An 18,199-nucleotide genomic window follows, 5' to 3' on the forward strand; every position below is an offset into this window, starting at 1 on the left:
GACGAGGTCACCAGGAGCCCTCCAACTCCTGGCGCCCCCACCCGTCCGCGACGAGCGCGGCCCGCAGCTCGGCGGCCGTGTCGCAGTCGAACACGTCCTTCTCCTGAAGCCGGTCTATAGGAAGCGGCCCACGCAGCGCCCACCAGCGCTTCTTGCTGCTCACGATGAACCCCCAGGCGGGGAAGTCCGCCTCCAGGGCGGCGAGCAGGTCTTCTTCCGAGGGGGAGCACGCGTCCATGACCAGAGGAACCTTCACTTTCGAGGAGCCGTCCGCTTTCCTGTGACCAGCTTCACACCAGTGGGTTACTCTCAGTCACGGACCCATCACTCCCCAAGTGGCACCCCACCTCCTCGAGGGGACACCCCGATGCCGGACGACCCGAGCTACACCCGCGACCCGCTGCTCCGCTCCTTCGGACGGGTCATGCACTCCCACCGCGAAGCGGCGAACCTCTCCCGCCCGCAACTCGCCGACGAACTCGGCTGCGGCGCGACCTGGATCGAGAAGCTGGAGACGGGCCGAAAACCCCCTCCGAAGCCACCGCCGACGACTGCGACGTCCGCTTCGGCACGTCCCTGACCCGCACCTTCTGGACGATGTGGGACGAGATCAAACGCGAAGGCAAACACATCGCGGCGCCCCCTGGCTTTGACAAGTACATCGACTTTGAGGGCGGCGCTCTCTGTGTCCGCCAGTTCACGAACCAGTGGGTGCCGGGCCTGCTCCAGACGCCTGACTACGCGCGGGCCGTTCTGGAACTCAGTGAGTCCGCCGGTGGCGTCGAGGAACGCCTGGCAGCGCGCATCGAACGCCAAGGGATCTTCGACCGTGAGCCTCCGGCGCGGATGGTGGCGGTCCTCGACGAGGCCGTACTTCGGAGGCCGCTGGGAGGCGCGAAGGTCATTCGCGAGCAGCTTGAGTGGCTGGTCCACCTTTCGGCGACCCGGCGTCACATCTCCGTCTGTGTCCTGCCCTTCACCGCGATGACGGCTGGAGCGGATGATGGTTCGTTCACCATCTTGACGCTCCCCAGTGGTCTCGACATCGGCTACCACGAGGGGCCGGAGATCAGCCAGGTGATCGAAGAGCCTGCCGTCGTGGCGGAGTACTCAGTACGCTGGGATCTCGTGATGAGTGAGGCGATGTCCCGATCCGAGTCTCACAAGTTCATCCTGAGGGCAGCGGAGGACTACACGTGACCATGCCGGACCTGTCCCGAGCGTATTGGCGCACAAGCAGCCACAGCTCCCAAGGCGGGCAAGACTGCGTCGAGGTGGCCGGGCTTGCGCCTGTCGTGGCCGTTCGGGACTCGAAGGACCCGGACGGGCCCAAGCTGATCCTCGACGCGGCCGCCTGGTCCTCCCTCACTCGCCTCGTCCGGTCGTCGGCGGGCTGAAGGTCAGCACGACCTTGCCCGTGAGGCCGCCGGCCTCGAAGAGCTCGTGAGCCTCGCCAACCCGCTCGACCGGGAGGTCGGCGGCCACGCGCAGGCGCAGGACACCGTCGTCCACCAGGCGCGCCAGTTCCCCGAGCTGCTTCCCGCTCTGCTCGACGTACGACTTGGACGCCCCGGGGACGTCCGGCAGCGGGGCGTCCGCGATCGACACGTACCGTCCCCCCTCGGCCAGCGCGTGCGTCACGTGCGGTCCGGCCGTGTGCAGGACGACCTGGTAGACGCCGTCGGCGAGTTCCGCCGGGTCGTCCACGACCAGTTCGGCGCCGAGCTCGCGCGCCGCGTCCACGTGACTCGTCCGCGACACCAGCCCGTCCACCCGGGCCCCGAGGTGCCTCGCCAACTGGACGGCCAGACCGCCCACACCGCCCACGGCTCCCACGACGAGCACCCGATCGCCCGCCCCGACGTCGGCCGACTCCAGTGCCTGAAGTGCGGTGAGCCCGGCCAGCGGAAGCGTCGCCGCCTCCTCCGGACCCACCCGTCCGGGCGCGGCGGCCAGCAGATCCCCGGGCAGTGAGACCACATCGGCCCAGGTCCCGCGTCCGGTCGCGATCTGCGCGGACATCGCGATGACCCGATCGCCGGGCCGGAACCGCTCGTCCTCACTGTCCAGGACGACCCCGGACAGATCCCATCCCAGGTTCGCGGGCAGCGTCCCGATCTCCCACTCCCGCGTCTTGGCGTCCACGGGGTTCAGGCTGCTGGCGACCGTCCGCACCAGCACCTCGCCCGCCCCGACCACCGGCTCAGGCACCCGCCGCACCCGAAGCACGTCCGTCCCACCGTGCATGTCGATCCCCACGGCCCGCATGAAAGTAGCGCTCATGCCAAGGACGCTAAGCACTCACACCAATGTGAGAGTCAAACGACCGAACCTGGTGAGCACCAGAGGCGAGGACGCGCGCCCCTGGGACGCCGGTGGCGCCCCCGCCCAAGCCGGTGGACACTCCGATCAACACGAGCGTCAAGCCAGGGGAGACCCGCACATGAACCCCTTCGCCCAGCCCGCCGCCCACTGGCGCAAGAGCACCCACAGCAGCAGCCAAGGCGGCCAATGCAGCGAGATCGCCGACCTTTCCGCCGCCCACTGGCACAGGAGAAGCCGTAGTTCCCAAGACAGGCAGGATTGTGTGGAGGTGGCCGTCCTCGTCGTTCGGGACTCGAAGGACCCCGACGGGCCGAAGCTGATCCTCACCCAGGCCGCCTGGCGCAACCTGGTCGCCCGGGCCCGCGGTCGTGCGTAGGGCGCGTCGCACATTGCACGCGCCGACGGCCGGTCGGATTCGGCGTATCGCGGTGACCGCATGTGCCTGCGGTCCCTGCCTGTTCCTCCAGGGATGCGGCCCTGCACAGGTGGGGTACACCGGGATGTCGAAATCGAGCACCGGTGACCTGCTCGGTGTCGTTCAGGTCTGTCGGGGCAGTGTGAACGAGGCGGTCCTCCGGATCGATGACACCCACCCAAAGGTCCGGTGGCATCGCTCGACCCCGGTACGGGGATTCAGCATGTGGCCGCTCGTTGCTGGTGGTGACGGGTGGGTGCGCAGCGGAGATCCGGGTGTTCTCAGCAGAGAGCGCCCCCTCGTTCTCTCCGCGCATCGAGGAAACTCCGCGGTCACCCTCAGTGTCGACTTTGATCAAAGCAAGCTGGCCCTGCTCCCTCCCGGACAGGTGCTGTACTTCTCCAGTCCTCCCGGTTCCAGCGAACCGGCCAAGGCCCGAACTTCCTCCTTGGCGGAGTTCCGGACCGTGTGCAGAGGTCCGAAGTAGGGAGGAGCCGGGTTCGTCCTTCGGCGTGATCGCGTCCCGTCGGCCGGGGCCAGGGTGCCGGGCGACGCCCCGGTTCGAAACGGCATGAGCTCACACCAGGCCGCCGGGGGCCGGGGCGAGTCTCGGCTGGCTTTTCGGTCGTGTCTGCCTTCCCTCAAGATCCTTTCAGCGGTGCCAGCCGCGAACGGCCGGGTCGGCGTCATGATGAGGGGAAGGCAAGAGGGGGCGGCAGCTCGCGTTCCGGCTCGGTCCGGGAGCCCTGTGCCTCCTCCTCGGCGCCTGCGGCTCTGGCGAGCGCAGGGAGCCCGAGAAGGACGGCGCGGACATGATCCCGTGCACCGGCACGGTGCGCGAAACCCAGCAGAGCAACCGTGCCTTCAACGGCGGCAACCACAGCTACCTGGTGCGCTTCCGTGTGCACGTCCCCGGCCGTCCGGACTATGAGAGCTCGCAGGACCCCGTCCTGGACCCCGTCCAGGTCGTCAAGATCGTCGCGGTCTCCAAGAACTATTCGTGCCGGGTCGGCCGCAGCAACCCCCATCGTCTGCGGATCGACTGGGACAACCCCTTCCCGGCCTCCCCGACTCCCGAACAACCCAAGTGACCACTGGGTGAGGAGCCGTCGTGTGGGGGCTGCTACGTCGCCCTCGACTCCCTTGACCCGCCTACGGCCCGGTACGTCCGGTTGGGCCGCCGACGGCGAAAGTGGCCTGGACGTAGCGGTTGGCCAGCCGAACATACTCGTCGATCGTGTGACTGGACTTCAAGCGTCCTTCCTCGAAAGATTGCCGATCTTCGTGGTCGTGCAGGGTCCAGATGGATACGAGTGCGCCTTCGGCGGCTTGGGTCAACACTGAATCGGACACCAGGATCTTCAAACGGAACAGCTCCTGGTTGACCACGGCGCGTAGCCGGTGGGAGCGCAGGCGTGCCTCTTCATGTGCGGCGCTGCCCGCGCTCTCGTTCGCGCGATGCCATAGGTCGGTCTGGCCGCCTCGATAGTCGGCCACCGCGCGAGCGAATTCACTCAGCACCGAGACTTGCTGCTCGCGTAGTTGCCGCTCCAGCGCGAAACGCTCCGTCTGTTGCGATATTCGACGCTGGAAGGAGTATGTGGCCAAGGAACCGAGAAGAGTTCCGGCCACCGCGATCAGGCTCGTCACCGCTGCACCCATATCGGTCAGTTGACCATGGTTGAGGCGGCCTTGCAGCTCCTTTCGGTTGTTGGGAGAGGCGGCGGATCGGACGCCGGGCATCGCCTCCTCATGTGACATCCGGTCATGAGAGAATTCCGACCCTTCTCGAGATCACCGAACGTTCGTGACTGGGGGGGGCGGGGTGCGGGCGATTAGGATCGGCGCATGTCTCTGCGGGTGGACGACGTCGAGCGGTTCGAGCTGTCGCGGCCGCGGCTGGAGGCCATCGCCTACCGGCTGCTCGGTTCCGCGGACGAGGCGGAGGACGTCGTCCAGGAGACGTTCCTGCGCTGGCAGGCCGCCGACGTCGACCGCGTCGAGGTCCCCGAGGCGTGGCTGACGAAGGTGCTCACCAACCTGTGCCTCAACCAGCTCACCTCCGCGCGGGCTCGCCGCGAGACCTACGTGGGCCGATGGCTTCCCGAGCCGCTGCTCGCGGGCGACCCGATGCTCGGCCCGGCCGACACCGCCGTGCAGCGCGAGTCGGTCTCGTACGCGGTCCTCACCCTGATGGAGCGGCTGCCGCCCAAGGAACGGGCCGTGTACGTGCTGCGGGAGGCGTTCGACTACCCGCACCGCGAGATCGCCGCGATCCTCGACATCACCGAGGCGGCCTGCCAGCAGATCTTCCATCGCGCCAAGAAGCATGTCGCGGACGGGAGGGCCCGCGGCGCCGTCGACGAGGCCGACGCCCGGCGGGTCGTCGAGGAGTTCCTCGCGGCCGCCACCAGCGGCCGGACCGACGAGCTGGTGCGCCTGCTCACCAAGGACGCCATCGCCGTCGGCGACGGCGGAGGGAGGATCCCCGCGCGCGTCAGGGCGTTCGAGGGAGCCGCCGCGGTCGCGCGCTTCATGTGGGGCATGCTCAAGCCCGCCGAGGCCAAGCGCGCCCTGGTGGGCGGCGCACCCGAGATCTACGCCGGGGTCGCCAACGGCGGACCCGCCGTCGTGGCCGTCGTGGAAGGCCGGGTCGTCACCGTCGTGTGCCTGGAGGTCACCGCGGAGGGCATCGCCGCCTGCCGCACCCAGGCCAACCCCGACAAGCTCGAACGCGCGACCGGGCAGTGGGCGGCGGCCGACCACGGAGAGCCCCTGCTCGTGTTGTGACCCACGTCACGGTCGCCTCCTGTCAGGAATCGGCGGGCCGTCCGGTTCAAGAGGCGAATCCGAACCGGACGGCAAGGGAGCCGATGATGAGAATCCTGGTGGCGGGAGCGACCGGAGCGATGGGCAGGGAACTGCTGCCGCGTCTGGCCGAGGCGGGACACGAGGTGTTCGCCATGGTCCGCGGCGAATCCGCGAAGGCGGCCGCGTCGCGGCTCGGCGCGGTGCCGGTCGTCGCGGACGCGCTCGACCGCGCCCAGGTCGAGGCGGCCGTCCGTGAGGCGGCCCCGGAGGTGATCATCGACCAGCTGACCGCCATCGGGCACATCGACACCCGCAAGTTCGAACGCAGCTTCGCCGCGACCGACCGGCTGCGGACCGAGGGCACCGACAACCTGCTCGCGGCCGCGCGCGCCGCGGGCGGAGTGCGGCGGTTCATCGCCCAGAGCAACGGCGCGTTCACCTACGCCCGCACCGGCGGGCCGGTCAAGGACGAGCAGGACCCCCTGGACCCCGCGCCCGTCGCCCCGATGGCCTCGATGATCGCCGCGATCGGGCACCTGGAGAAGGCCGTCCTGGGCGCCGCCTGGACCGAGGGGATCGTGCTGCGCTACGGCGCCTTCTACGGGCCCGGGACGTCCATGGCGCCGGGCTCCGAACAGCTCGAGATGATCCGCAGGCGCAAGTTCCCGGTCGTCGGCGACGGCGGCGGGGTGTGGTCGTTCATCCACATCGCGGACGCCGCCGAGGCCACGGTCGCCGCGGTGGAGAACGGCGGCCGCGGCGTCTACAACATCGTCGACGACGACCCCGCCCCGGTCGCCGAATGGCTCCCGGAACTGGCGGCGAAGCTGGGCGCCAAGAAGCCGATGCGCGTGCCGCGCTTCGTCGGACGACTGGCCGCCGGAACAGCCGGGGTCGTCCTCATGACCGAACTGCGCGGCGCGTCCAACACCAAGGCCAAGCGCGAACTCGCCTGGCAGCCCACCCACCCCACCTGGCGCCAGGGCCTCACCCCCAACCCATGACCCGCCCTGGCACCGGGGTCTCCGTTGAGGGGGTGGATGGTATAATGCAATGGGTATCGTTATCATCGGTACCGGTGTGGAACACGGACGAGAGGGAGGTGGGGTTGATGACCGCGAAGGCGGCCGCTGTCGCATGCGGCGTTCGGGCCAACCTCGTTTCCCGGGTCTCGGTCGTGCTCGACTGAGTCGATCCGCTCAGCGCGATCGTTCGGCGTGATCTCTTCGTGTCCGCCGAGGCCCCTGATCACAAGGGTCTCCTTCGTTGTTGTCTTCATCATCCTTTCCTTCTGATGGCGTGCTGTCCGCCTACGGGTGGGACGAGGCGTGTGAGCACGCCTTCGCCGCACATCACTCAGACGGCCTGACGCCCGGACGCGTCGCCCGGGTCGACCGTGGCCACGCCACCGTCATCACGGCGGACGGCTGGGTGCGCGCCACCTGGTCCACGGCCACCGAACCGCCCTGCACAGGGGACTGGGCCGCCGTGCGGCCCGGCGAACGGCCGGAACTGGCGGCGTTGCTGCCCCGGCGGACCGCCATCACGCGCTCCTCGGCGTCCCGCACGTCCCGCGCCCAGGTCCTGGCCGCGAACGTCGACACCGTCGCGGTCGTCGTCTCGCTCGCCGCGTCCGCGTCGGCGGGCCGGATCGAGCGCATGCTCGCCCTGGCCTGGGAGAGCGGCGCCGTCCCGGTCATCGTCCTGGCCAAGGCCGACCAGGCGGAACGGCCCGTGGACGCGGTGCGGGACGAGGTCGCCGCGCTCGCACCCGGTGTCGAGGTCCTGGCGGTCAGTTCCGTCAGCGGCGACGGCATGGACGTCCTCACGGCCGTCCTCACGGGGACGATCGTGCTGCTCGGGCCGTCCGGCGCGGGCAAGTCCACTCTCGGGAACGCCCTGCTCGGCGCGGACCTGCTGGCGACCGGCGACGTGCGGGCGGGGGACGGCAAGGGCCGTCACACCACCGTCCACCGCGAGCTGGTCCGGCTGCCGGGCGGCGGCGTCCTCATCGACACGCCGGGCCTGCGCTCCGTCGGCGTCCACGACAGTGAGGGCGGCATCCAGCAGGTCTTCGCCGAGATCGAGGACCTCGCCGCCGACTGCCGGTTCTCCGACTGCGCGCACGAGAGCGAACCCGGCTGCGCGGTGCTCGCCGCGATCGCCGACGGCACTCTCACGCGGCGACGACTGGACAGCTACCGCAAGCTGCTCCGCGAATCCGCCTGGGCCGCGTCCCGCGAGGACGCGCGCCTCCGGGCGGAACGCGAGAACCAGCGCAAGGACATCACCCGCCACCTGCGGGCCACCTACAAGTTCCGGGACCGGCAGTCATGAACGCCCGGCCGTCACGCTCCGACGCGTCCGCTGGATCCCCTTCGCATCTTCACGAGGAACCACCCACCGACATGACCACCTGGACCACTCGTCCCGAGACCGACGACCACGACCGCCGCGCGATCCGCGAGATCAACCTCGCGGCGTTCCCGACCCCGCTGGAGGCCGACCTCGTCGACGCGCTGCGCCAGGACCCGGGCGCTTGGCTCCCCTGGGGCTCCTGGATCGCGGAGGACCCCGAAGGCACCGCGACCGGGTTCGCGCTCCTGACCCGCTGTCACGTCGACGGCGCGCCGGCCCTCGCGCTCGGCCCCTGCGCCGTGCCCCTGGAACACCAGCGGACGGGCGCGGGCTCGGCGGCCGTCCGCGCCGCGCTCGAAGCGGCCCGTGAGGCGGGCGAGAACCTCGTCCTCGTCCTCGGGCACGCCCCGTACTACCCGCGGTTCGGGTTCGTCCCGGCCTCCCGGTACGGGATCCGTCCCCCCTTCGAGGTGCCGGACGAGAACATGATGGCGCTGAGCCTCGACCCGTCCCGACCCGTACCGTCCGGCACCATCCGCTACGCCAAGGCGTTCGGCGTCTGACACCGCCCCGGGGGCGAGCACCACACCGCCCGCCCCCGGGGCGCACAACACCCGCCCGTCAGGGGATGCCGATCATCAGAGGCACAGACCCCTCAGCCAGGTAGGGATGCCCGGGATAGTGCTGGATGTGGCGATGGGTGCCCCCCTCCTCCGACGCCATCGCGGCCGTCATGACACGGAGTTGATCCGCGAACAGCGCCATCGCGACAGCATCGCCACTGACCACGAGCGTCTGGCGCGGCCCGTCGAGAAGGACCGACACCCCGGGCCCCGGAGTCCGCCTGACCTCGACTCCCACCAGCGGCTCGGAACCGGGAGGGGCCGAGGACACCGCACCGACGAACCCCTCGCCCACGGCCACCACGGCCGCCACCCGGGCCAGCTCCGCCTCCACCCCGTTGAGTTCCACCTCATCGAAAACGGGATCGAACACAAGATTCACCAACACTGCTCCCGCGAGATCGATAGAAGCCCTGAGAACCACCTACTGTAGGTGCCAAGTCGTGACGACCATCGTCCTCGAAGGTCCGGTGTGACGATGACATCGGGCCTTCGAGGGCGGTCCGTCAGTGGTGGTGGCCCTGCCGTCCGAGGGTGTCCTCCGGGGTCGCGCTGGGGCGGGTCCACTGGGGCGTGGGACGGCTGGTCGGGTCCCAGGTGGGGGTGCCGTCCGCGTCCGTGCGCCAGTACCAGCACGCCCGGTGCCCCTCGGGACGCCCCTCGGGGTTGTCCTCCCACGCCTCGCCGCGCCCGTAGGGCGTCCTGTCGAGCAGCCCGAACGCCCCGTCGACCGGCTCGATACCGCGCCCCGTCGTCGAGTAGGTGAGGAACGTCCGGTCGCCGTCCCGCAGGTAGGACGTGAGGTAACCCATGGTGCCGCCGACCGGCTCGTCCAGGTCGCGGACGGAGTACCAGGGCTGCGTGTAGCCCATGAACCCGACGAACTCGGCGACCTCGTCCCACCGTCCCGCCGTGAGGACGGCGGACGAGACCCCACGCGCGTTGAGGTACACGACGGCGTCCTTCATGTGCCACGCCGTGACGGTGCACCCCTCGCACTGCCCCTGATGCGGCGCGCCGTCCCACCACATGTGCTTGTAGACGATGAGCTCGTTGCGCTCCTGGAACAACTCCAGGAACGGCACCGGACCGTCCGGCCCGACGACCTCGACCGTCCCGTCGAACTCCACCATCGGCAACCGCCGCCGCGCCGCAGCGAGCGCGTCCCCCTCACGCGTATGGGCCTTCTCCCGCACCAGCAGCTCGTCCCGCGCAGCCTGCCAGGCCTCCATGCCAACAACAGCCGGCCGCCCCGGCAACACAACGCTCGACTTCTCCGTCATGGCATCCTCCACGGTGTTCTCACGCCAGGCCCATCACCCGACGCCTCCCCCTAAGACCCGCCCCCCACCCCAAACTCATCGCACCCGTCCCCGTCGTCCGCCCCCAGCCAGACAACCCCGGACGCGCCCACAGTGCCCGCCACCATCCCCTCGCCGCACCCCGCCTCACGCCAGGCCCAGAGCTCCTGCCTCGCCCACTCTGCGGAACGCCATCGAGCACGAAGGCGTCCCGAGGGCTACCATCTGCCACACGGCCAGACGCAGCCCCGCCAGCGGTGTCGGCGTCCCCGTGGGTGCGGGAACGGCATCGCATGGGCCAGGTCCGATTTGCCGGGCTCGCATGAAGTGCTCAAAATTGGCGTAGTGACCGCACAAACGTGCAGGTCAGTAAGTCTGCTCCCCGCACGCGCGGGGATGGCCCCTGCATTGGCCCCTTGGTGCCTGCGTAGTTCTGCTGCCCCCCGCACGCGCGGGGATGACCCTGCCACCGTCTGGCACGGTGCGGCCGAACTCCCCTGAACCCGGCTCGTGGGGGATGACCCCAGGTCCGTGAGGAGCGCCCCCACAGCTCCGGCCTGCACCCACACACGCGGGGGCCTGCCTTGCGTCTTCCTGGAGCGCAAGCGTGTGTTCTCTGTATATGGGGATAGCCCAGAGGGTTGGTTTCTGTGGAAGTCCGTTACCTGGTTGACGCTTGATCTCCTGCAGCATGTTCTTGGTCGCCTTCGCCTAAGGGGGCGAGTCCAATTGCCGGCAGTTTCAGAATTTGTAGTGATGCCGGATGCCGCGGAATATTTAGCCCTCGAGCATCGGTTTTGATCGCCGGATCGGCTCCTCGGTGACATCGATGTACGCCTGGAGGATCTCTACCTTCAATCACCTGGAGCGGAGGACGGGTCGTCTGTGGTGCGGTCTGTCGATTGTGTGTGGATGCGTAACCGCGGGGGAATGTGTCTGATTTTTCTGGTTGTCTGCCCCGGTCATGGGTTGATCGCCATCGAGACTGCCTTCAGTGCCCACGCTAGTAAATCCGGTGACGGTGAACCCTGGTGCGTCAAGATGGTCGCCTGTGCAACTTCGTCGGGATGAACGGGGGAATTGCTGGTGGCTGCGAGGGTGATTGGGCTGGAAGGTAATCCGAGGCGCAAGGCTCACCGGAGGTATGTCCGGAGTCTGGCTGTTGTGGTCTCGGCGGTCGCCTGCATGGTCGCGGGGCTGCCCGTTGGTTCTCTGGCGGATGCGGGGGAGGCGGTTGTTGCCGTTGGGGTGGGTGGGAATGACTCGGGGGCGCTTGGGGACGGTACGACTGTCGAGCGGGACGCTCCGGTCAGGACGCGGTTGCCGAGTGGGGTCACGCTCACCCAGGAGTCCGGCGGTGACTCGCACACCCTCGGGCTGACCTCGGATGGGCGTGTTCTGGCGTGGGGACGCAATGACGTCGGCCAGCTCGGGGACGGCACCAGCACGCTGCGGACGACGCCCGTGTTCGTTCGCCTTCCCGCCGGGGTGACCGTCACCCAGGTCGCCGCCGGAGGTGACCACAGCCTTGCGCTGACCTCGGACGGACGCGTCCTGGCATGGGGTCGTAACAGCAGCGGGCAGCTCGGGGACGGCAGTGGGGCGTCACGAACGACTCCTGTGTTCGTCGATCTGCCGCCGGGGCTGAGCGTCACCCGCGTTTCGGGCGGGAGCTATCACAGCCTCGCGATGACGTCCGACGGACGCGTCCTGGCCTGGGGGGACAACACGTTCGGCGAGCTGGGGAATGGCGGCGGCGCCAACAGTGACAAGCCCGTGTTCGTCCGCACGCCCAAGGGGGTCACCGCCGCCGCGATCGACGCCGGACGAGGCTCCAGCAGCTTCGCGGTGGCCTCGACCGGACGCCTTCTGGCCTGGGGTCACAACGACAGTGACCAGCTCGGCGACGGCACCGCCGTCGACCGGGGGATCCCTGTGTGGACGGCCCTGCCCGAGGACGAACCCGGCGTCACGCGGGTCGCCGCCGGGTTCGGTCACACGCTCGCCCTGACCCCTGACGGACGCGTCCTGGTGTGGGGAACGAACAGGTCCGGACAGCTGGGGCCCGGCTCGAACGACATCCAGAAGACCCCGATCCAGAACGACCTGCCCACGGGCGTCACCGTCACGCAGCTCGCCGCCGGCTCGTCGCACAGTCTCGCCCTGACGTCCGATGGACGTGTTCTGGCCTGGGGGGCGAACCACTCGGGACAGATCGGCGACGGCGCTACCGCGCTCCGCTCGTCCCCGGCCATCATGCCCCTGCCCGAGGCGGCGGGCCCGGCCACCGGCGTCGCCGCGAACAGCGACGGCTCCCTGGTGCTGGCCCACGCGCGCAGCGGGGCCACCACATCCCTGAAGGCCACCTCCGGCCCAGGCGGGCGGACCTGGCTGACGGCCAAGGTGACCTGCGGTGCGGCCACCCCGACCGGCCACGTCACCTTCCTGGAGGGCACCACCACCGTCGTCGGCGCCGCCGACCTGGACGCCGCCGCCACGGCGAGGTTCGCCCTGTCCCGTCCGGCCGAGGGCGCACACGGTCTGATCGCCCGCTACGAGGGGAACGGGCTCTGCTCCGCGTCCACTTCGCGCGCGCTGACCGTCAGGCTTCCGCGACACGCCTGACGAGGGTCGGGCCGGACGAACCGCGTGTGCCGCGCCGCCTGGTCGCGGCGCGGCACAGGGAGGATCCCAGCCGCATGCTCAAGATCCCGTCCTCGATCGGCGGGCGTGCCAGGACGGAGTCCGCTTCCGTCAGGCGCGCTCTGTCGGCTCGTCGTCGCGTCGGGGATCCGTCGACGCGACGACGAGCCTGTCGTTCCTTCAGCCGCGGTGTACGCGCGGCCGGCAGTCGTGGCCCCTGACCCAGAGGTGGCCTTCGGCCCAGCCCGTCCGGCAGAAGAACGAGTGGTGACGGTTCTCGCGGTGGGTGATGACGAAGTCGTGGAGCGGACCCCGGCGACCGGTGTCGCAGTGCCGCCCGGAGACGTTGGGAAGTCGCATGTCCAGCTGGTCGCAGATGATGACCTCCCCCTTCTGGGTCTCGTCGGCCCGCGCGGGACCGGCGACGGAGATCGTCTGGGCGAGCGCGGCGGCCGCGAGGGCGCCGAACAGGACAGTGGATCGACGTGCCATGAAATTCACTCCTCGTGTTGAATCAGCCACTCTAAGCTACTTTGTGGACGCGCTGAGGTACGCCCCCGGGGCACCCGGTGCCCCCTGGCCGGTTCGGTGGAGCGCTGGCAGTCGGTGCGAAACGGTCGCGGGCTCGGCCGTCGCGCGTTGAACACATGCAGGTCCCGAGAAGCACCCGGTGCGGTGACGTACTTGGGCACTATGGCCCGGGAGGTCGACGATGAGCACGCCGGCGAGGCGTCAGGTGCCGCTGAAGATCGACCCGGCCACCGGCGAGCTGATCGCGCAGGCCGCGCACTTTCTCGGCATGACCAAGAAGGACTTCGTCGCCGAGGCGGCCAGGGCGTACCTGGAGCAGCGCAGGCTGGAGGTGCGCCGAGGCATGGTCGAATCGATGAAGGTGCTGGACGGCTCGCTCGGCGGCGGCGTCGCTGCGCTGACCGGCCTGTCGCCTGAGCGGGTCGACGAGCTCGGCGGCGCAGGCGACTGGGAGCAGTGATCTCGTGCTGGTCCGCCCCGCCCTCCGCCGCCTGCGCGAAGACCTGCACCTGCCTCTGCCGTCGGTGCCGACTCCACTTGACCAGGTCGACCACCCGCTCCTGAACAACGCCGCCGGGCGGCGTCGGGGCTGGGGGAGCGGTTACGATCGGGGCCGTTGTTGACGGAGAGAAGGGGGAAAGGGCATGTCCGAGAGGTTCGAGGCGGTGTTCGCGCAGTACGACACCGACGGGGACGGGCAGCTCACCGTGGACGAGGTGGCGGCGGCGATCGCGGGGATGTTCCCGGCCGCCGAGATGGGCGACCTGTCGGGGCTCGTCAGGGCGCTGTTCGCCGAGTTCGACACCGACGGGAACGGGTTCCTGTCGGCGGACGAGTTCGTGCCGCTGGCGAAGAACCTTCCGGAGCTCGGCGGCGACGACTGAACCCGGACCGTCCGGGGGCGGTCAGCGGCGGCGGGCGGTGAGCCAGGAGAAGGTCTGGGACGCGCCCGCCGGGGTGTGGTGGACCTGGGTGCGGGCGTCCAGGGGCGTGAAGTCGCCGCCGAGCTCGGCGGCCAGCTCGTCGGTGCTGTAGCGGGCCACGGGCAGGCCGGAGCAGTGGGTGGGGCCTTCTGGGGCGAAGGTGCCGAGGATGACCGTTCCGCCGGGGGCGAGAGCCTCGCGCAGGGTCGCCAGGTACTTGGCGCGGTCGGACGGGGCCGTGAGGAAGTGGAAGACCGCGCGGTCGTGCCAGAGGTCGAACGTCCGGTCCGGGCGCCAGGTCAGGAGGTCGGCGTGGAGCCAGCGGATGGCGCCCGCGGGGTCCTGGGCGGTGGCGCGGGCGGTTTCCAGGGCCTTGGCGGAGATGTCCAGCACCGTGACGTGGTCGAACCAGCCGTCCCGGACGAGGTGGGCGGCCAGGGGTGACGCGCCGCCGCCGACGTCGATGGCCGAGCCCCCGGCCGAGCCCTGGGGCAGTGCCGCGCGGATCAGGTCCAGGGACGGCCGTGGTTCGGTCTGGAACCAGCTGACCTCGTCGGTGGGACGCGTCGCGTACACGTCCCGCCAGTGCGATGCGGTGGAACCCGCCGGGGCGGGCTCGGGGCGGTTGGTCATAGGTCCTTCTTACCTGCGGTGACGAGCGGACCGTCCGGCGGGTCGCCCGCCGTCGGGTGGCGGAACGCGGAACAGCCTGTGGCGTAGGGCTTCCGGGGCTTTCGGGACCGGCAGAATGGGCGAGTCGTCCCGCCATGGCGGCGGGACCCGAGGCCCGCATGGAGGACTGCCGGATGGCGAGCATCACCCAGGTTCTGCGTGACCTGACGCCCGCGGAGCGTCAGGAGCGGATCGTGGACGTCCTGGTGGAGGCGTACCGCGACCTGATGCGCCGGAGCCCGGCCGAGTTCCGGCGGCGGTTCCGCCGCATGGCCGCCGACCCGTTCGCCTTCTACCGCGGCAGCGCCCCGCTGTTCTACGCCGACATCGCGTCCGACGACGACCCGTGGGCGGACGAGCGGACCTCCCGCGTCTGGATCCAGGGCGACCTGCACGCGCAGAACTTCGGCACCTACATGAGCGCCGACGGCGTGTTCGTGTTCGACGTGAACGACTTCGACGAGGCATACCTCGGGCACTTCACCTGGGACGTCAAGCGGTTCGCCGCGAGCCTGGCGCTGCTGGCCTGGGGGAAGGCGATCTCCGACGCGTCCATCCGGCGGCTGGTCGAGACCTACACCCGCGCGTACGTCGACCAGGTGCGGCACTTCGCGACGCACGAGGGCGACGAGCGGTTCGCGATCACCCTGGACACCGCCACCGGGTACGTCAAGGAGGTCCTGCACGACGCGCTCGCCTCGACGCGCGTCGCGCTGCTGGACTCGATGACGGTGGTCGAGCGGCACGAGCGGCGGTTCGCCGACGGTCCCGGCGTCCGGCGGCTGGACGACGCGGAGCGCGCGAAGGTCGAGAAGGCGTACGCCGCCTACCTGGACACCGTTCCGAAGGACCGCCGCTTCGGCGGCCTCACCTCGACGGTGAAGGACATCGTCGGATCGTCCGGTTTCGGGATCGGCTCGGCCGGGCTGTCCGCGTACACGATCCTCGTCGAGGGGCGCACACAGGCGCTCGAGAACGACGTCATCCTGTCGATGAAGCAGGGCAACGTCGCCGCGCCGTCCCGTGTCGTGGACGACCCGCGGATCCGCGGCTACTTCCGGCACCACGGCCACCGGACCGCCGTGTCGCGCCGCGCCCTCCAGGCCAACACCGACCCGTGGCTCGGGCACACCGAACTCGACGGCACCGGCTTCGTCGTCCAGGAGCTCTCCCCGTACGAGGCGGACCTGGACTGGGCCGGCCTCACCGAGCCGGACGAGATGCTGCCCGTCCTGGAGCACCTCGGCCGCGCCACCGCGAAGATCCACTGCGTGTCCGACCGCGACTCCGACCACACCCTGGTCGACTTCCAGGTCGAGGACGCCGTGACCGCCGCGATCGGCGACGGCGAGGACGCCTTCGTCGAGGCCATGATCGCCTTCGGCATCGGCTACGCCGCGATCGTCCGCGACGACCACCGCCTCTTCGTCGACGCCTTCCGCTCCCGCCAGGGTCCCCTCGCCGTCCTCTGGGAGTCCTGAGCCCCGGAGTCGGCGCCCCCGGCCGTCAGCAGGCGGCCGGGGCGGGGAGGCGTCCGGCGAAGAACGCGCCGGGCGGGACGCCCAGCAGGCTGCGGAAGTCCGCGGACATGTGCGCCTGGTCGTAGTACCCGCTGACCGCCGCGACCTCCGCCAGTCCGCGGCCGCCGCCGGCCTCTCGCGCGGCGGCGGACGGGACGCGTGCCATCGGTGCCGCCTGGAGGTCGTTCCCCATGGTCAGGGCGGTGCGGAGGCGGGCGATGCGGGTGAACGCCTTGGGCGGCAGCCCGGCGCCGTCGGTGAACAGGCTGCGGAGGCGGCGCTCGCTGACGGCCAGCCGGTGCGCGAGGTCCGGCAGCCGCGTCGGACGCGCGGACGCCAGCTCCCGCGCCGCCGCGTGGACGAGCCGCACGTCGCCGCCGTCCGGACGCCGCGCCGCGACCCTCGCCCGGAGCGCCGCCTCCAGCCGCCCGGCGACCGCCTCGAGCCGCCCGGCGAACGGCTCAAGACCGTCGTCGGCGGCGAGGTGCCGTTCCAGGCGCGAGGCGTCCGCGCCCCAGAGGTCGGTGAGCGGGACGACCCGGTCGACGAGGTCGCTCACCGGCACGCCGAGCGCCGCGCGCGCCGCCCCGGGGCGAAGCCGTGCCGCGACGCACGTGGGCAGCTCCTTGCCCGTGAAGTACGCGGCCCGTGTGCGCGGGCCGATGACGAGGAGGTCGCCGCGTCCGCCCGCCCTCCTCCGGAACACCAGGGACGTCGCGGTGTCCGGCAGGTGCACGAGCCCGTCCCCGGTCGTGTCGCTCAGGTCCTGAACCGCCTCGATCAGCCCGTCCGCCAGCATGCCCTCACGCTACCCACCTGACCGTCCCCCGCGTCGTGCCGGATTTTCCAAGAGGATCCGGAGGGCGGCTCGCGATGCTGAGGTTCATGATCCTCGTAACGGGAGCGACCGGAACCGTCGGTCGAGAACTGGTCAGAGTGCTCGCGGCGCGCGGCGAGCGGGTCCGCGCGATCACCCGCGACCCCGGCAAGGCCGGAAGATTTCCGGACGGTGTGGAAACGGTCCGCGCCGACTTCACCGACCCCGCCTCGCTGCTGGACGCGGCGAAGGGCGTCACCGCCGTCTTCATGCTCAGCGCGCCGGGCCCCTGGATCCCCCGGCATGACGAGGCGGTCCTCGCCGCCGCGCGGGAGGCGGGCGTGGCGAAGGCGGTGAAGCTGTCCGCGATCGGAACCGGCGCCAAGACGAACGGCCAGGACTGGCACCTGCCGGGGGAGCGGGCGCTGGAGTCCGGTGGCCTCGCCTGGACGATCCTGCGTCCGAGCAGCTTCGCGTCCAACACGCTGGCGTGGGCCGAGGCGATCCGCGCGGGTGTTCCCGTGCCGAACCCGATGGGTGACGGCGCGCAGGGCGTCATCGACCCGGCGGACATCGCGGAGGTCTCCGTGCTCGCCCTCACCGCGTCCGGCCACGACGGCGTGACGTACACGCTGACCGGCCCGGAGGCGATCAGCACACCCGACATGGCGGAGACGCTCGGCCGCGTCCTCGGCCGGAGAATCGAGACCGTCGCCCTGACCTCGGACGACTACCGCGCGCGCCTGACCGCCGCCGGTCTCGACCCCGGCTTCGTCCGGACCGCCGTCGACGGCGCGCGCCTCGTCGCGTCCGGCGGCAACGCCGTCGTGACCGGCGACGTCGAACGCGTCCTCGGCCGTCCCGCCCGGACCTTCGCCGACTGGGCCACCGCCCACCGCGCCGCCTTCGACGTCTGACCGTCCGCCCCCGTTTCGCCCTCCCGGCCTCGCCGTGCCGGGAGGGGCGTCCGGGTGACGTGGTTAGAATTCGCAGCGTGGACGGTTCGTCCGCGCCCTCCCCGGGCGTGGGCGTCGTAAGAGGGAACCCGGTGCGAATCCGGGACTGCCCCGCAGCGGTGAGCGGGAACGACCGCCGTCATGAGCACTGGGCCTCGGGCCCGGGAAGCGACGGCCAGTAGGTCACGCCGGTGAGGACCGGCGTGTCGCCCGCGAGTCCGAAGACCTGCCGCCACCCGCGCGCCATCCGGCGCGCGGTGGTCCGCGGCCTCGTGGGAGGGCCTGGGACGCACCCCGCCGGCGG

The 18,199-nt window shown here is 70.6% G+C and carries 22 protein-coding genes and 1 riboswitch; of the genes, 14 read left to right on the top strand and 8 right to left on the bottom strand.

The window, feature by feature from the left end:
* Positions 1-7: 7 nt before the first annotated feature.
* A complete protein-coding gene (locus EBO15_RS19150; protein ID WP_122195780.1) occupies positions 8-238 on the bottom strand; it encodes a hypothetical protein in 231 nt (76 codons plus the stop codon).
* 129 nt (positions 239-367) lie between these two features.
* On the opposite strand from EBO15_RS19150, the gene EBO15_RS19155 reads away from it, so the two are divergent.
* Genes EBO15_RS19155 through EBO15_RS19165 form a run of 3 tightly spaced genes read left to right on the top strand, consistent with a single transcriptional unit; the run spans position 368 to position 1,397 of the window.
* A complete protein-coding gene (locus EBO15_RS19155; protein ID WP_122195781.1) occupies positions 368-580 on the top strand; it encodes a helix-turn-helix domain-containing protein in 213 nt (70 codons plus the stop codon).
* 17 nt (positions 581-597) lie between these two features.
* Positions 598-1,200 (top strand): DUF5753 domain-containing protein, encoded by a 603-nt coding sequence (locus EBO15_RS19160; RefSeq protein WP_122195782.1) that lies wholly within the window; start codon positions 598-600, stop codon positions 1,198-1,200.
* Between the two features lie 2 nt (positions 1,201-1,202).
* A complete protein-coding gene (locus EBO15_RS19165) occupies positions 1,203-1,397 on the top strand; it encodes a DUF397 domain-containing protein (protein WP_122195823.1) in 195 nt (64 codons plus the stop codon).
* Here the strand turns inward: EBO15_RS19165 and EBO15_RS19170 are convergent.
* Positions 1,366-2,283 carry an NADP-dependent oxidoreductase gene (locus tag EBO15_RS19170; RefSeq protein WP_233616293.1) on the bottom strand — a complete coding sequence of 306 codons (918 nt, stop codon included), beginning with the start codon at positions 2,281-2,283 and terminating at the stop codon, positions 1,366-1,368. The two genes, EBO15_RS19165 and EBO15_RS19170, sit on opposite strands and share 32 nt — an antisense overlap.
* Before the next feature lie 160 nt (positions 2,284-2,443).
* Here EBO15_RS19170 and EBO15_RS19175 point away from each other — a divergent pair, with 160 nt between their 5' ends.
* Together EBO15_RS19175 and EBO15_RS19180 are read left to right on the top strand one after the other, a co-directional pair.
* Positions 2,444-2,701, top strand: a complete 258-nt coding sequence (locus tag EBO15_RS19175; RefSeq protein ID WP_122195784.1) for a DUF397 domain-containing protein — start codon at positions 2,444-2,446, stop codon at positions 2,699-2,701.
* An 851-nt stretch (positions 2,702-3,552) separates the two neighbouring features.
* Positions 3,553-3,831 carry a hypothetical protein gene (locus EBO15_RS19180; protein WP_122195785.1) on the top strand — a complete coding sequence of 93 codons (279 nt, stop codon included), beginning with the start codon at positions 3,553-3,555 and terminating at the stop codon, positions 3,829-3,831.
* Between the two features lie 61 nt (positions 3,832-3,892).
* Here the strand turns inward: EBO15_RS19180 and EBO15_RS19185 are convergent, their stop codons facing one another.
* Entirely contained in the window at positions 3,893-4,501 is a 609-nt protein-coding gene (locus EBO15_RS19185; protein ID WP_147481549.1) for a hypothetical protein, read from the bottom strand.
* 87 nt (positions 4,502-4,588) lie between these two features.
* Here EBO15_RS19185 and sigJ point away from each other — a divergent pair, with 87 nt between their 5' ends.
* The 4 genes from sigJ to EBO15_RS19205 all read left to right on the top strand — a co-directional run bounded on the left by sigJ (position 4,589) and on the right by EBO15_RS19205 (position 8,472).
* Complete coding sequence (gene sigJ, locus EBO15_RS19190) at positions 4,589-5,530, top strand: RNA polymerase sigma factor SigJ (RefSeq protein ID WP_122195787.1); 942 nt, start codon at positions 4,589-4,591, stop codon at positions 5,528-5,530.
* Positions 5,531-5,613: 83 nt separating this feature from the next.
* A complete protein-coding gene (locus tag EBO15_RS19195; protein WP_199744655.1) occupies positions 5,614-6,555 on the top strand; it encodes an NAD-dependent epimerase/dehydratase family protein in 942 nt (313 codons plus the stop codon).
* A 295-nt stretch (positions 6,556-6,850) separates the two neighbouring features.
* Complete coding sequence (gene rsgA, locus EBO15_RS19200; protein ID WP_233616294.1) at positions 6,851-7,888, top strand: ribosome small subunit-dependent GTPase A; 1,038 nt, start codon at positions 6,851-6,853, stop codon at positions 7,886-7,888.
* Positions 7,889-7,959: 71 nt separating this feature from the next.
* Complete coding sequence (locus tag EBO15_RS19205; protein WP_122195789.1) at positions 7,960-8,472, top strand: GNAT family N-acetyltransferase; 513 nt, start codon at positions 7,960-7,962, stop codon at positions 8,470-8,472.
* Between the two features lie 58 nt (positions 8,473-8,530).
* On the opposite strand, the gene EBO15_RS19210 is transcribed toward EBO15_RS19205, so the two are convergent.
* Both EBO15_RS19210 and EBO15_RS19215 read right to left on the bottom strand, forming a co-directional pair.
* Complete coding sequence (locus EBO15_RS19210) at positions 8,531-8,914, bottom strand: Imm32 family immunity protein (RefSeq protein WP_122195825.1); 384 nt, start codon at positions 8,912-8,914, stop codon at positions 8,531-8,533.
* Positions 8,915-9,038: 124 nt separating this feature from the next.
* Positions 9,039-9,815: a DUF899 family protein gene (locus EBO15_RS19215; protein WP_122195790.1), complete on the bottom strand. Its 777-nt coding sequence runs from the start codon at positions 9,813-9,815 to the stop codon at positions 9,039-9,041.
* A 1,203-nt stretch (positions 9,816-11,018) separates the two neighbouring features.
* On the opposite strand from EBO15_RS19215, the gene EBO15_RS19220 reads away from it, so the two are divergent.
* The gene (locus EBO15_RS19220) at positions 11,019-12,458 is read left to right on the top strand and encodes an RCC1 domain-containing protein (RefSeq protein WP_456047875.1); all 1,440 of its coding nucleotides are present in this window, start codon (positions 11,019-11,021) and stop codon (positions 12,456-12,458) included.
* A 198-nt stretch (positions 12,459-12,656) separates the two neighbouring features.
* Here EBO15_RS19220 and EBO15_RS19225 read toward each other — a convergent pair whose 3' ends face one another.
* Positions 12,657-12,968, bottom strand: coding sequence for a hypothetical protein (locus EBO15_RS19225; RefSeq protein WP_122195792.1), 312 nt, complete (start codon positions 12,966-12,968; stop codon positions 12,657-12,659).
* Between the two features lie 220 nt (positions 12,969-13,188).
* Between EBO15_RS19225 and EBO15_RS19230 the strand changes: the two genes are divergently transcribed.
* Positions 13,189-13,467, top strand: coding sequence for a type II toxin-antitoxin system TacA family antitoxin (locus EBO15_RS19230; protein ID WP_122195793.1), 279 nt, complete (start codon positions 13,189-13,191; stop codon positions 13,465-13,467).
* Positions 13,468-13,651: 184 nt separating this feature from the next.
* Positions 13,652-13,891, top strand: a complete 240-nt coding sequence (locus EBO15_RS19235) for an EF-hand domain-containing protein (protein ID WP_122195794.1) — start codon at positions 13,652-13,654, stop codon at positions 13,889-13,891.
* 21 nt (positions 13,892-13,912) lie between these two features.
* Here the strand turns inward: EBO15_RS19235 and EBO15_RS19240 are convergent, their stop codons facing one another.
* A complete protein-coding gene (locus EBO15_RS19240) occupies positions 13,913-14,563 on the bottom strand; it encodes a class I SAM-dependent methyltransferase (RefSeq protein ID WP_122195795.1) in 651 nt (216 codons plus the stop codon).
* A gap of 173 nt (positions 14,564-14,736) precedes the next feature.
* On the opposite strand from EBO15_RS19240, the gene EBO15_RS19245 reads away from it, so the two are divergent.
* A complete protein-coding gene (locus tag EBO15_RS19245) occupies positions 14,737-16,083 on the top strand; it encodes a DUF2252 domain-containing protein (protein ID WP_122195826.1) in 1,347 nt (448 codons plus the stop codon).
* 25 nt (positions 16,084-16,108) lie between these two features.
* On the opposite strand, the gene EBO15_RS19250 is transcribed toward EBO15_RS19245, so the two are convergent.
* Complete coding sequence (locus tag EBO15_RS19250; protein WP_122195796.1) at positions 16,109-16,921, bottom strand: helix-turn-helix domain-containing protein; 813 nt, start codon at positions 16,919-16,921, stop codon at positions 16,109-16,111.
* 86 nt (positions 16,922-17,007) lie between these two features.
* Here EBO15_RS19250 and EBO15_RS19255 point away from each other — a divergent pair, with 86 nt between their 5' ends.
* Entirely contained in the window at positions 17,008-17,856 is an 849-nt protein-coding gene (locus tag EBO15_RS19255; RefSeq protein ID WP_122195827.1) for an SDR family oxidoreductase, read from the top strand.
* A 64-nt stretch (positions 17,857-17,920) separates the two neighbouring features.
* A riboswitch (cobalamin riboswitch) is annotated at positions 17,921-18,143 on the top strand.
* Positions 18,144-18,199 lie beyond the last annotated feature (56 nt).

Origin of the sequence: Actinomadura harenae (assembly GCF_003696215.1) — a bacterium.
GTDB classification, from domain to species: domain Bacteria; phylum Actinomycetota; class Actinomycetes; order Streptosporangiales; family Streptosporangiaceae; genus Spirillospora; species Spirillospora harenae.